We start from the raw sequence: 12,988 nt of genomic DNA, 5'->3' as shown, positions 1-12,988 counted from the left end.
AGGGCAGTGCTCAGGCCGACGAGCGTCACCCGCAGCGCGCGGATCGCACGGTGCACGTGGACGCCCACCGTGCCCGGCGCGGACCCCAGAACCTGGGCCGCTTCCATGTGCGTCATCCCCAGCTCCCGTGTCAGCAGCATCACTCTCCGCTGCTGCAGCGGAAGCCCGGCTAGCGCCTCGTCAATGACGTGCCGCAAGTCGGCCTCGTCGACAGGCCGGACCGCCGGCCCGTCCTCCAGCCGCACGTCCGCGTCGAGGGACTCGTACCCCCGGCCCACGTAGTGGTTCCGGGCCGCACGGTCGATCTCGCGGGCCATGCAGGTGTAGAGGTACGCGCGCACGTTGCCGATCGGCTCGTCGTGAGCCAACACGGCCTTGAGGGCGTTCTGTACGACGTCCTCGGGGTCCGCCGACGTCTGCGGTACGTCGCGGGTGCGCAGCCGCTTGGCGGCGTAGCGGACCATCCGGTCGTACCGCTCCTCGACCAGTCCCGCCAGCGCTTCGGCGTGCCGCGACCGCGGCCTGTCCCGATCAGCCACGCCGCCCCCGCTTCCCCGCCCGGCGCCTCTTCGGCGCCCGCCCGGACCTGTCCTTCGCTCTCATCATCTTGGCCTTGCCCGCCGCACGGTTACGGAAGGCGATGCTCCTCAACACACTGCTCAGCGGCTTCGCGAAGAGCAGGATCAGGAACACCACGATGCCGATTCCCGTCAGTTCCACCGGACCTCCTCCATGCTGCGGCCCAGCGCTTCACGGTGAAGCAGCGACGGCCGTACGCATGCTGAGAGGCGTACGGCCGCCGGATCCTTTACACGGCACCGAAAAAATCTCGTTCGGAGTCCTCTGGCAGCAGCTGAAGTCCCGGCCATGAACTGGGATGAGGCAGGGACGACTCACTCGGCCGCTCGTTCGGCTCGTGTCTCGCTCCCCGGCCCTGGCTGGAGTTGTACGCCTGGCTGCTTAGGTAGTCACACGCGAAGATCGTGCGTACGGCGCGGCCGAGTTCTTCGAGGGCCTGGTAGGTGGGGTGTGCAGGGCCGCTGCGTTGAACCCCCCAGGCGTTTACTGACGCCTGCCCTCGCATGCGATGGCCCCGACGTGCGGGCTGTGTCGGTGGTGAGGGCGAAGGTGCGCTGTCGTGGACGCTGATGATCCTGAATACCGGGCCCGAACGCTGACGGGCTGCATTCCTCCGCTGCTGGTGGCGCGGCTTCTCGAACTTGGTCATGAGCGGGAAGTGGAGTTTCAGGCCGGCCGCGGGGAGTAGTTCTGCGCACTGGAGTGGGCCCGGCTGCTCGGGCATCGGGGCCAGCGCGAGCAGGCGTTGGAGGTGCTCGCTCCGTACGTCGTCACGAACTGGTGGCCGGCGGCCCAAGCCCGGGCGGAGCTGCTGGAGGGCTGGGGCCGGGCGGAGGAGGCGATCGCGCTGTCCCGCCCGTACGCGGAGGCCGGTGACCGGCTGGCGCTTGTCTTCTTGGCACTCCTGGTTCGGGCGCAGCGGCATCGGCTTCCGCTTCGACCACCTCTTCGTCTCCGCACCCCACGCCGAGCGTGTCCTGGCCTGCGACTACCACCAGGAAGCCCGCGAAGCGGGGCTGGCCGACCACGCGGTCATGACGCTGCGCCTGGACCTGCCGTCCACCCCGGGCGAACAGGGCGAAGCCCCAGCGACGGGGGTTGGCTGACAGCCGACCGCCGCAGTGAACGAACGTCGGCGATTCGGCCAACCTCCCCCGAGCCGCGGGCCCTTGCGCGGCAAGGGTCGATGCACTGCGCACCCTTGGAAAACCGCTGAATCACGGGGTGCGCAACGCGTCCGAAAGGAACAGGTGCTCGAAATCGTGCGGCGTCGTTGAGCACGGCGACGCCACCGCCACGTCACGAGAGGGGAACACGTTGACGCCAGTCGAACCAGACGGCGACAAGACCCACGACGAGCTGATCGTTCGCAAGCGCGGCCTGTACCGGGGGGTGTTCACTGCCGACGCCCCCCACTACGGCATCGCACCGCCGGTCGGCGGCGTACCCGGCCCCCGAAGCGCCAAGCCGTCCGGCCACTGAACGGCGAGCTGAACCACTGGAGCTTCCTGCCCCCGCCTGCCCGCCCCCTGACATCGAAGGCGAGACGACGCCCATGCCACCCAGCTCCACCGCGATCCGCAGGACCGTCGAGGTGTACCTCGGCCGGCACCCCGGCGAACGTGACGCTCTGGCCGAGCTCCTCGCCGCGCTGGACCGGCCCGTCGACGCGACCGCCCGGACGACGCTGCCCGGGCACGTCACGTGCAGCGCCGTCGTCATCGACCGGCAGGGCCGGGTCCTGCACATCCGGCACCGGGCCACCGGCGGTCTCCTGCTCGCCCCAGGCGGCCACATCGAGCCCGGGGACCGCACACTGCTCGCCGCGGCGCTGCGCGAGGTGGCCGAGGAAGCCGGGATTCCGCCGGGCGCCCTGTGCCTGACCCGGCACCTGCTCGGTTCTCCGATCGACATCGACGTCGACGACCTCGACGCCAGCCCTTCCAAAGGGGAACCGGCTCACCGCCACTACGACGTCCGCTACGTCTTCTACCTCTCCGGCGAGGAGCCGCCGACGATCGCGCTGCAGGACGAGGAGGTCTCCGGCGCCCGGTGGCTCCCGCAGCCGGAGGTCGCCTCGCCGACACTGCGCGCGAAGCTCCTCGCGGCGGGACTGGACGGCCCGCCGGAGCCGGTGAACGCTTCCGCGCTGATCCACGACGGGGCCGGCCGGTACCTGCTTCATCTGCGCGACCACAAGCCCGGCGTCATCTGGGAGTCGGGGGCGTTCGCCCTTCTCGGCGGCGGTCGCACGCACGACGACCAGAGCCTTGAGGGCACCCTGCTGCGGGAGCTGTCCGAGGAGGTGCCCGACCTCCGCCTCGAGGACGTGAAGCCCTACGCCATGGAGGCCGCGACCAGCATCGACGGCCTCAGTGTCCCGGTCCAGGTCTTCGCGGGCCGGTGGCGCGGCAACCCCGACCGGCTCACGCTGCACGAGGGAGTGCTGCTGCGCTGGTTCACGCCCGACGAACTGGACCGGCTGCGCCTGAGCCCCGCCACCCAGGACCTGATTCGCCGCCATGCGGCCGAGAACCCTCCGGACAACCAGCCGCCCGCAGCTCCGCCCGTGTGGGACGGGGGCAGCCGGACCGTACTGAACGGCGTCGGAGTCCACCTCCACCTCGAAGACGCCGAAGGCCGGGTGCTTCTCGGCCTGCGTCACCCCGACTCGAAATACGCGGGCGACACCTGGCACTACCTCGCCGGGCGGTGTGAGCAGGAGTCCGCGCTCGCCTGCCTGGTCCGCGAGGCGTGGGAGGAAGCAGGACTGGTCATCGAACCCGCCGACGTGGAACTCGTACACGTCGCCCACGTCGTCGACACCCCTGGCAGCCTGCCCCTGATGCAGCTCGTGTTCCGGGCTTGCCGGTGGAAGGGCACCCCCGAGGTGCGCGAGTCCGACAAGTGCCTGACCTGGAAGTGGTGGCCGCGGGACGAGCTGCCGGACCCGATCGTCTCCTACACCCGCACGGCCATCACCGCGATCGCCGAAGGCCGCCCCTACTCTCAGCTGGGCTGGTGAGCAGGGTGGGCACACCCGCCGGTAGCGGGCCCGGCCGGCGGACCCAGACCGAGTCCAGGAAGTTGCTGCGGGGCTCCTGGCTGAGTCGAGGGAGGTACCCCGTGCCGCCCTGCACTGAGCCAACAAGGTGCCGAACTCGGCGGCGATGCCCGCTGCTCCCCCACCCGATCCCCTGGAGTGCACCGTGCTTCCCACTGTGCCCGCCGCGCCCCTCCTTCCGGCACAGCCCGCCGGCGACACCTCCGAGGCTGCGGCGGCCCGGGCGGCGATGGTCGCCCGGCTCGAGGAAAGCGGAGCGCTCGGCCCCGGACCGGTGCGAGAGGCCCTGCTCGCGCTGCCGCGCCAGATCCTGATGCCCCAGGCGTACGTGCGGCGCAGCGCCCCCGACGAGACGCCGCCGCGCTGGGATCTGCTGGACTTGTCCCGTCCGGCCGACCGGGAGGAGCTGCTGGAGCGGCTGCACAGCGGGGACAGCGTCTCGATCCAGCACGACGGCGAGCCGATCCTCGGCCGCGTTCCCAGGCCGTGCCGCGGGGGCGTGATGACCGCCATGTCGAGCACGATGAGCCTGACCGCGGACCTGCTGCAGCAGCTGGACCTGCGGCCCGGCCATCGGGTGCTGGATGTGGGGACCGGCGCCGGGGTGACCGCGGCGGCGGCCTGCTTCATGTGCGGCGACGAGGGCGTCGTCACCCTTGACATCGACCCGCATGTCACCGCGGCCGCCCGCGAGCGGCTGTCCGCCCTCGGCTACCGGCCGGCAACGGTGACCGGGGACGGCACCACCGAGTGGGCCGCCGCCGGACCGTACGACCGGATCTTCGTCTCCTTCGCCGTCCGCCACGTGCCGCACATCCTGGTGGAGCAGCTGGCGCCGGGCGGGCGCGCGCTGATGACGCTCGGGACGTCGTCGCCGTCGTGGCCGGGCTTGGCCGTGATCGAAAGACGACGGGACGGGAGGGTGGAGGCCCGGTTGCGGGCGGTCGAGTTCGGTCACCGGGCCGGTTCCGGCTTCGACCGGCTGTTTCTGTCCGCCGCGTTCCGCACGGAGATCACCACGGCCGACGGGTGCACGCAGCGCAGCCCGCTCGCGCCGCCGCAGGACACGGCGCGCGGCATGTGGCTGGCCCTGGACCACCTGTATCCGGGCCTGGTGCGCGACTTCGGCGCGGAGGACCTGACGATCGGCGCGCCCGAGTGCCGGTCGTGGATGCGCGTGCGGGCTGTCGGCCACCGCCGGTGGGACGTGACGACTTCGGGGCCGTGGGACATCTGGGCGGAGATTCAGAATGTCGCCGGCCGGTGGCGGGCGGCCGGTGCGCCGGACGTCTTCCGGCTCCACTTCGACGCCGACGGCAGCCAGCGGGCCACCAGCCCGAACGGAGCCCTGACCTGGCAGCTTTCCTCTGACAGAACTGGAGATGCACGATGACCCGCCCCGACCGACCGGCCTCTGCGGCGGTTTCGGACGATGCCCTGTTCGGGCCCGAGGCCGCCGACTACGCCCGTTACCGTCCCGGCCTCCCGGACGCCGCGGTTCACCTGCTGGCCGCCACCCGGCACGGTGTGCCCGCCCCCGTCCTGCTGGACCTGGGGACCGGAACCGGTCAGGTGCCCCGCGCGCTGCTGCCCATCCTGCGCCGTCTGGCGCACATCGACCTGGTCGACGTGAACGCCTCGATGCTGAAGTCGGCCCGCGCCGCACTCGAACCGGTCTGCGGAGCATGCACGGTCGACGTCTTCACCGGCGGCACCCACGACTTCGTCCCCGCCGCGCCCGGCCGGGCGCCCACCCTGATCACCTGCTGTCGGTCCTTCCACTGGCTGTCCCGCCCGGAGGTTCTGTCCATGGCCGACCGGGTGGCCGCGCCGCACGCCGTCGTGGCGATCATGGGCGACGGCAGTCTCTGGACCCATGAGGCCGACTGGACGGCCGCTCTTCGGGCGCTGATCCAGAGCTACCTCGGCGTGGACCGGCGCGCGGGCACTCGCGGCACCTGTGCCGGGCCGGGCCGCTCCTACGAGGATGACCTGGCCGACTCGGCGTTCAGCGAGGTGACCGAGCGCAGCTTCCCCGTCTCCCGCCTCTGGGCGCCCGAGGACGTCCTCGGCTACCTGCGCACCACCAGCTTCGCTCGTCCCGCCCTGTTCGCCGGCCGTCACGGCGAGTTCGAGACCGCCGCTCTCCGCCTGCCTCAGGACCATGCCGGCGGCGGCGTCCTGGAGGAGGACGCGGTGTTCACCGTGCTGCTCGCGCGCCGCCCCGGCGGCGCTGCGTGAGCGGCACCCAGCGGCACACCGAGCCGCTCGACGTCCACCTGATCGCCGTACGCGAGGGCGCGGCGGGGCTTGAGGTGCTGCTGTCCAGGCGGGCCGGTGACGTGTACGCGGCTGGTTGCTGGCATCTCGTGTCCGGGCATGTGGACGGACCGTGGGAGGACATGGTCGCCGCCCTGGTGCGTGAGGCCCGGGAGGAGGCCGGTGTCGTCATCGACCGGGCCGATGTCCGGGCGGCCGTCACCGTGCACCACCGAGCCCCTGCCGGCGGCGCCCGGATCGGGGTGTTCTTCGTGGTGGATCGGTGGGAGGGCACCCCGGAGGTCATGGAGCCCCATGTGTGCGACGCCATGGGGTGGTTCGCCTTCGGCGCCCTGCCGGAGCCGATGGTGGCGTACTGCCGCGCCGGGTTGGATGCCTACCGGGCCGGTGCGCGGATGGCCGTGCACTTCCAGGAGCCCGGCGACCCGATCGCCTACGACCGGTCCGTCGACCGGCTGGTCCTGCTCCCTGAACCCGCCGCGCACGGCGCGGTTCCGAATGCGGCGGTGCGCGCGTTCGCCGAGCAGGCGGTCGGCCGGATCGGCGAGTGGGCAGACGCGTCCTGGGCGCGGGAGGAGAGCCGTGTGTGGCGGGCGGCCGGTGCCGAGGGCGGCGAGTGGTACGTCAAGATCCACCAGAATGCTCGCTTCCACCATCGTGAAGTGGACGCCCTTCGCAGCTGGGTCTCCGGCCTCGGGGCGGCCGCACCCCGGCTGGTGGCCGCTGACCCGACGCTGCGGGCCGTCGTGCTCACCGCGGTGGGCGGCCGAACCCTGCACGGCGCCGTCCACCCGCCCGAGCAGCAGCGCCTCATCTTCCACCGCATCGGGCAACTCGCGGCGGCCATCCACCACAGCGCCCCGCCCCGGCCGGCCGCTGACGGCCTGCCGCTGGGGAAGTTGGAGCGGCACCTCGCGGGCGCCCTGCCTCATCTCGCTCCCGGCGACGAGAAGTTCATCCGCGCCACCGCCGAGAGGGCTACCGGTCTGCCCCCCTTGGTCACGGTGCCCACGCATGGTGACTTCCAGCTCCGCAATCTGCGCTGGGACGAGACCGCCGAGGCTCTCCACGTGATCGACTTCGAGCGGTCGGAAGACGGCCCGGCCGTGCGGGACTTCGTGCGGCTCTCCGACGCCTGGCACGGCCGGCCCGACCTCTCCCAGGCCGTGAGGGACGGCTACGGCCGCAGCTTCACCCCGGACGAAGAGGCTCACCTCACAGTCCTGTCCGTCCTGGATTCCGTCTCCGGCGTCTCCTACGGCGCCGCCCACGGCGATCCCGAGCTCGTCGAGCGCGGCCGGCGCACGCTGGCCCGGCTCCGAGCCGCACAACGCCCCTGAACACCACCACGCCTACGTACGAGGAGCAGCACGTTGACGTACACAGCCCGCGACGAGTGGGAGAAGCACTTCAGCGACGGCCGGGGATTCCGGCAGGTGGGTGAGCAGGAGCGGGAGCTCCTCGCCGAGCACACCTCCGCTCCGGATGGCGGCGGCCGCGCGCTCGACGTGGGCTGCGGCACCGGCGAGCTGGCCGCCTGCCTCGCCTCCCTCGGCTACACCGTGGACGCGTGCGACTTCGCCGACAGCGCGCTCGCCCGGGCCCGCGAGGAGTACGCCGACGTCGAGGGCGTGCGCTGGCTGCGGCTGGATATCGAGCGCGACGACCCCGCCCCGCTGCATGAAGAGGGGTACGACCTGATCACGCTGCGCCTGATGTACCCGTTCGTGCAGGACAGGGGGCGCGTTCTTCACGGGCTGGGTGAGCGGCTGCGGGACGGCGGCGCTCTCGTCGTCATCACCCCGGTGGCGGCGACCACGCCCGAGGAGCGGCGCAGCATCGCCTTGGACGAGGACGAGATCGCCGTGCTCGCCGCCGGCTGGGAGACGGTGGAACGCCTGGATGCGGACGGCTTGGCCTTCCTGGTGCTGCGTGGCCCCTGCCACGCCGACACGAGGGCCGTCGAGAAGCGGCCGACCACCGCCCATGCCCTGACCGGCGCCCTCGCGGTCGTCACCGACGACGCCGGCCGGGTCCTGCTCGGCCGGTCCCGCCGCGGCATGCTCGAACTGCCCGGCGGCAAGACCCGCGGCCCGGAAGGCTTCGCCGCCGCGGCGGTCCGCGAGCTCGCCGAGGAGACGGGCCTGGTCGCCGACCCGGCGGATGCGCACGTGGTGACGATGATGGTCGACGACAGCCACGGCATCCCGAGGCTCACGGCCGTCGTCCGGATCACCGCGTGGACGGGAACGCTGACCAATGCGGAGGCGGACGAATTCGACCGCTGGGAGTTCTTCGACCTGCACGCTCTCGCCTGTATCGGGGACGTCTTCGTCCCGGCCGCACTCGCGATCGACAGCGTCTGGCCCGGCGTCATCCCGGACCTGCCGCCTGTGGTCTCCTACCCGCTCGCCGCCGATCGGCCGCCCGTGCCGGGCGAGCCGGGTGAGGCCGTCAGGCTGCGCCAGGCGATGGCCCAGACGGTGATCGACGGCGGCTGGGCCCCGTCCGAGCCCGTCCGCGACGCGCTGCGGACGGTGCCCCGCCATCGTTTCGCCCCAGAAGTGAACCTGGCGGCCGCGTATGACGGCGGCGACCGGGCCGTCATCACCCTGCGCGACGAGACCGGGACGGCCATCAGCTCGGTGTCCGCGGCCTGGCTCCAGGCCGACATGCTCGAGAGCCTGCGTCTTGGGCCGGGTGCGATCGTGTTCGAGGCGGGGTCCGGTGGCTACAACGCCGAGCTGCTCGCCCACGCCGCCGGGCCCGACGGTCGCGTGGTGAGCGTCGACATCGACCCGTGGGTCGTACGCCGCACCCGCGCCTTCCTCACGGAGGCCGGTAGCGGACGCGTCACCGCCGTCGAAGCCGACGCCCCCCTTGGCGCGCCCGCCCACCTCGTCCCCCGCGGCGGCTTCGACGGCAGCATGATCACCTACAACTGCTGGGACATCTCCCCGGCTTGGCGTGAGCAGCTGGCCGAAGGCGGGCGCCTGGTCCTGCCGCTGGAGATGGGCGGCTACACCCGGGCGATCGCGTTCGAGCGGCGCGGCGAGGTGTTGCACGCCCGCCGCTTCACCCACTGCGGCTTCGTCCGCGACCAGGGGCAGCGGGCCCGCCCCGCCCCGGTCGTCTCCCTGCTCGACGGAGCGCTGGCACTGCGCTTCGACGACGGCTCCGCCGCCGACACGGAGGGCCTGGAGGAGGCGCTGCGCGGGCGGCGGCACGAGGTCGCGACCGGCGTGACCATGGGGGCGGACTCCTACTTCGGCTCGCTGCAGCTGTACGCGGCTACCACCCTGTCGGGCTTCTGCCGGCTGGCCGCCCACCTGGAGCCCGCTGAGGAAGTGACCGGCATCGCGAAGGACCGCGACGCCCCCGCGATCATCGGCGAGGCGTCGCTGGCCTACCTGATCCACATCCAGACCAAGGACGGCGACAGCCCGCAGGGCAAGGAGTGGGAGTGGGTCGCCCACGGCTTCGGCGAGCAGGGGCCCGAGCTCGCCGAGCGGCTGATGGCCACGGTCCGGGCCTGGGACCGCCACATCCGCGCCGACGACAACGACCAGCACGTCGATCCCCTTTTGACGGTCCACCCGGCCGGTACGCCCGACGACGCGCTGCCCGCCGGCGACGTCCTGGACAAGCGGCACTGCCGCTTGGTGTTCCGGTGGCCGGAGCGTGACGCGGTGCTGCCCGGTCCCGTTGAGCTGCGACTGACATCTCTAGGTGACACATATCATCGATAGCTGTCACCAGATCACCGACGCCGTCCAGCAGTCGATCTGGGCAGGGCGGTTTGGTGTTGTCGGCGGCCGCTGGTCTTGGGGCGTCGATGCGGCGGTTGTCACAGCTGGCCTGCTTCCAGGTCGCTGGACACCGGATGCCCCTGCCGCAGTTCCGTAAGCGGTTGCATGGCAGGGGGCATGGGGACAGCTTCTGACCGGCAATAAGCCTGGTCGGCGAATCTGGCCTACAGGCCAGGTCTTGGCCGAGTGCGACCCAACGGCGGTTCAGGTGTGTGAGGGCTCGTAGACCGAGCCGCCGAGCTTCGCCTGCTCAGGCCACAGCCTCTCATGCCACTCGCGGTGCTCGCGGAACGACATACTCGGGGGAGCAATCACCAGACGCTGGTCTACCCACTGCCGGAGGTCATCCACCCGTGCTGCCAGATCGTCGGCGGAGTCAGCCTTCACGACCATGAGCCCCAGACTCTGCCCGATGAATTCGATCGCCTCCGGGAATGCGGTACCGAACGGATGCTCAAACCGAGCGTATTCGACGTAGGGCAACTCCATCGCCTCGGACACCGACGGGTGGCTGATGAGCGTTCCCGGCCTGCCCAGCAAGTGAGTGTGGGCCGCTGCCTCCGGACGAACCTTGACGTCCAGCTCCGGACGCCGTCCCAGGGCACAGAGAACTCCGCACTCGGCGAGATCCACGTTGAACTTGAACAGGAATTCCTCCTGGGTCAGCCCGCCACCGCGTCGGGCGGCGCACTCGCCGAACGTAACCTGTCCGGTTGCGGGGTTGTGGAACAGCTCCATGTGGAACACCCCGCTCGAGAGGCCCAGGGCCGATAGCGATGCCTCGACCAAAGGTTGTGCCGCCTCGTAGGCCCATGATTCCTGGGTCGGGTCGAACCGGCGGACCCACAGCGCTCGCTGCTCGGTCAGAGCGTTCAGGCACGGCTCGCCGTACTTTCCAAGGGCCAGGAAGAGCAGCTCGCCCTCGAAGGCGACACCGTCAGCGACCCATTCGTCGCCCTCCACGAATTCTTCCAGCATGAATGTCCGCCTCGGAATGTTCCGGGCCCGCATGCTGCGGCTGACGGCACTGAGGCCCTCGAAGTCGGTGACGGTGGAGGTGTACCCAGTGCCTCCGAACGAGATGGGCTTGAGCACTGACCGCTTGAAGTCCGTGTCTCTCAGGCTGCTGACATCGTGGATGTCCTCGATGACGAGCGCCGACGCGGTGCTGATGCCCGCCTCGCGGATCTTCTGCTTCTGCAGCGCCTTGTCCCGGAAATAGAGGGCCACATCGGGGTCGATCCCGCTGCACCCGAGCATCCGGGAGATCACCCCGGCGTCTATCAGCGTCCAGTCGTCGCCGGAATGCACGCCTGCAAAGCGGGTGTCCTTCAATCCGGCCCGGTGCAGTGCGGCCAGGACCGACTCCGGATGTCCGGGGTCGTCGGCGCGCACCACGCGAACGCCGTCCTCTGGGATGTGAGGGCCGAAATCCCACGGTTCCGGACCACAGACCGCCACGGTCTGCTGGGCATGCTTGCGGCAGGCACGCAGAACGTACCGGTCTACCCCCATATTCAGTATGGGTTGTTCCCGTTCGATGGGTGTCATAGAGCCAACTCTCCGTGGCTTCACAGGTCGTTCTGCCCCGGGCCGTTGCTTCGTACGATCTCGGTGTGGTAACTGCCGTGCCGGTAACGGAACGAGATCCGCAGAACGCCGTTGACCGTCTCGAACTTCATCGTGCGCTCCTCAGTCCAGCACAGTGGCCGGAACTCCCGCTCGCCCACGCATACCAGTGCCGACTCGTAGAGCCCGTCCATGTGCAGGACGAGTCGGCCGTCGGCAACCCGCAGAGTGCCCTGCAAGTCCGCACCTGCACTCTCGAACTCCTCAGGGGAGGGCGGCTCGGCATACGCCTCGATGAACCCCGCCGGTACGGTCACCGGTCCCGTCAGGGCACGCAGCTCATCCGATGAAGCTGTGATCTCTTCGCGCCAGAACATGATCCCGGTCGGGTCCATCGCCTGCCTCGCTCGGGCTGGGAAGAGCTCCAGCAGGGTCTCGCTGACGTAGCAGTCCACCACCAGGTGTACGCGGGGCTGGGAGCCTCTGTTGTAAAGATGGTGCGGCCTGCCGAAATTCGCGTACCACAACTCGCCCGGCTGCCACCTGTTCTCGACTCCATCCATCACCAGCACGGCGTGGTCGTTGGTGACGATGGGCAGGTGCAGCCGGGCCCATCCCACCGGCAGGCCATACGGGTAGTCGGTGTGCTCGGCCACGGACGCGCCCGGCTCCAGCGTCATGTAGCGAACGGCCCGCAGCGGCACATCGAGGCCCTTGAGGATCGACGCCGTGTACGGCGCCATCTGCATCAGTGGCGTATCGGCGTAGTCCACGAGACCGGGACCGCCGGGGTCCGTGCGCTCCGGGTCCCCGCCAGGGCCCCTCAACGACAGAACGCGCCAGCCGTCCGTGAGGCTCTGGGTGATCTCTCCCTCACTGTAGGTTGCCTGAGGCTTGAACCGCTCACCGCCCAGAGCGAACAACTCTTCTTGAAGTCTGGAGGCATCGAACTCCGGAAGGAGCTTGACGATATCCGGTCCCATGTGTGCTTACTCCGCTTCGTGTGCCCAGAGACGAATGTTCAGGTGGTCGAATCCGCGGTAGGTCCGGTTCTTGCTCCACGTCAGGTCCTGCACACGGGCATCGGGGAACCGTCAGGCGAACCGGGTGAGCAGGGCTGCTGCCTCCATGCGTGCGAGTGGAGCACCTATGCAGTAGTGCATGCCGTGGCCGAACGCGAGGTGGTCGGTCCGCCGCCCGCCGCCCGTGTGGGGCGCCGGGTGTGCCGGGCATGCCGGCGGGTCGAACGGGTCGTGCCCGGTGAGGGACACCAGGACAAGGTCACCGGGGGCGATCGCTTGTCCATCCATCTCCGCTCGTGTCTCCGCTACCGGGAGCGCGCGGTGCGCAAGTACCCTCAGCGCGGCGATATTTCCGCCCGCACGGCGCTGACGATTCACCGGGGAACAGCCAACCAGTCCGCCAAGTCCCGTCCGGTTCTCGTCCTCGGCATGGACGGCCCCGAGGCGACCAACGGCGAACGGCACGACATGGCGGTCACCTGCGGCTACTGGGATGCCCTGCCCGACCGGGTGCGGCGGCACCTGGACTGCGCCGTGGTGGAGAAGCTGACCCCGGTGACGCAGAAGCACACCATCGAGGGCCTGGTCATGGGTGACGCCTGAGCCGTCGCCATCCGGCCCCGGCCGTGCGGTCGGTCGCCCTGCCCGATCGGGGCAGGGCGACC

At 70.6% G+C, this 12,988-nt stretch carries 14 protein-coding genes and 1 pseudogene; 9 read left to right on the top strand and 6 right to left on the bottom strand.

The annotated features are described in order from the left end of the window. The 3 genes from BU52_RS32460 to BU52_RS37220 form a co-directional block, all read right to left on the bottom strand. A partial coding sequence (locus BU52_RS32460; RefSeq protein ID WP_037941408.1) for a sigma-70 family RNA polymerase sigma factor occupies positions 1 to 539 on the bottom strand: 539 nt, incomplete at its 3' end. After that, positions 532 to 720: a hypothetical protein gene (locus BU52_RS32455; RefSeq protein ID WP_037941407.1), complete on the bottom strand. Its 189-nt coding sequence runs from the start codon at positions 718 to 720 to the stop codon at positions 532 to 534. The genes BU52_RS32460 and BU52_RS32455, both read right to left, overlap by 8 nt. Before the next feature lie 88 nt (positions 721 to 808). Next, entirely contained in the window at positions 809 to 1,084 is a 276-nt protein-coding gene (locus tag BU52_RS37220) for a Tn3 family transposase (RefSeq protein WP_157847951.1), read from the bottom strand. A 54-nt stretch (positions 1,085 to 1,138) separates the two neighbouring features. Here BU52_RS37220 and BU52_RS36920 point away from each other — a divergent pair, with 54 nt between their 5' ends. From BU52_RS36920 to fxlM, 8 genes are all read left to right on the top strand, one after another. Continuing rightward, complete coding sequence (locus BU52_RS36920) at positions 1,139 to 1,267, top strand: hypothetical protein (RefSeq protein ID WP_268747637.1); 129 nt, start codon at positions 1,139 to 1,141, stop codon at positions 1,265 to 1,267. Positions 1,268 to 1,466: 199 nt separating this feature from the next. Next, positions 1,467 to 1,685, top strand: coding sequence for a hypothetical protein (locus BU52_RS35860; protein WP_167343559.1), 219 nt, complete (start codon positions 1,467 to 1,469; stop codon positions 1,683 to 1,685). 211 nt (positions 1,686 to 1,896) lie between these two features. Beyond that, positions 1,897 to 2,061, top strand: a complete 165-nt coding sequence (locus BU52_RS35475) for a hypothetical protein (RefSeq protein WP_157847950.1) — start codon at positions 1,897 to 1,899, stop codon at positions 2,059 to 2,061. A 73-nt stretch (positions 2,062 to 2,134) separates the two neighbouring features. Further along, positions 2,135 to 3,604, top strand: a complete 1,470-nt coding sequence (locus BU52_RS32445) for an NUDIX hydrolase (protein WP_037941400.1) — start codon at positions 2,135 to 2,137, stop codon at positions 3,602 to 3,604. A gap of 184 nt (positions 3,605 to 3,788) precedes the next feature. Continuing rightward, on the top strand, positions 3,789 to 5,036 hold the full coding sequence (locus tag BU52_RS32440) for a methyltransferase domain-containing protein (protein ID WP_235216488.1): 1,248 nt from the start codon (positions 3,789 to 3,791) through the stop codon (positions 5,034 to 5,036). Beyond that, complete coding sequence (locus tag BU52_RS32435; RefSeq protein WP_037941398.1) at positions 5,033 to 5,884, top strand: class I SAM-dependent methyltransferase; 852 nt, start codon at positions 5,033 to 5,035, stop codon at positions 5,882 to 5,884. The genes BU52_RS32440 and BU52_RS32435 overlap by 4 nt, the downstream gene beginning before the upstream one ends. Further along, on the top strand, positions 5,881 to 7,263 hold the full coding sequence (locus tag BU52_RS32430) for a phosphotransferase (RefSeq protein ID WP_037941396.1): 1,383 nt from the start codon (positions 5,881 to 5,883) through the stop codon (positions 7,261 to 7,263). The genes BU52_RS32435 and BU52_RS32430 overlap by 4 nt, the downstream gene beginning before the upstream one ends. Positions 7,264 to 7,296: 33 nt before the next feature. Beyond that, positions 7,297 to 9,672, top strand: a complete 2,376-nt coding sequence (gene fxlM / locus BU52_RS32425; RefSeq protein ID WP_078903580.1) for a methyltransferase, FxLD system — start codon at positions 7,297 to 7,299, stop codon at positions 9,670 to 9,672. A gap of 264 nt (positions 9,673 to 9,936) precedes the next feature. On the opposite strand, the gene BU52_RS32420 is transcribed toward fxlM, so the two are convergent. The 3 genes from BU52_RS32420 to BU52_RS35470 all read right to left on the bottom strand — a co-directional run bounded on the left by BU52_RS32420 (position 9,937) and on the right by BU52_RS35470 (position 12,611). After that, entirely contained in the window at positions 9,937 to 11,283 is a 1,347-nt protein-coding gene (locus tag BU52_RS32420) for an ATP-grasp domain-containing protein (protein WP_157847949.1), read from the bottom strand. Positions 11,284 to 11,303: 20 nt separating this feature from the next. Beyond that, on the bottom strand, positions 11,304 to 12,284 hold the full coding sequence (locus BU52_RS32415) for an aspartyl/asparaginyl beta-hydroxylase domain-containing protein (RefSeq protein ID WP_037941392.1): 981 nt from the start codon (positions 12,282 to 12,284) through the stop codon (positions 11,304 to 11,306). A gap of 111 nt (positions 12,285 to 12,395) precedes the next feature. Next, positions 12,396 to 12,611, bottom strand: coding sequence for a cytochrome P450 (locus BU52_RS35470; protein WP_157847948.1), 216 nt, complete (start codon positions 12,609 to 12,611; stop codon positions 12,396 to 12,398). A gap of 15 nt (positions 12,612 to 12,626) precedes the next feature. Between BU52_RS35470 and BU52_RS32410 the strand changes: the two are divergent. Continuing rightward, positions 12,627 to 12,926 (top strand): annotated as a pseudogene (locus tag BU52_RS32410) (phytanoyl-CoA dioxygenase family protein); the annotation flags it as partial. Positions 12,927 to 12,988 lie beyond the last annotated feature (62 nt).

Source organism: Streptomyces toyocaensis (assembly GCF_000725125.1).
GTDB lineage: Bacteria > Actinomycetota > Actinomycetes > Streptomycetales > Streptomycetaceae > Streptomyces > Streptomyces toyocaensis.
This window is presented reverse-complemented; position numbering and strand designations above follow the sequence as displayed.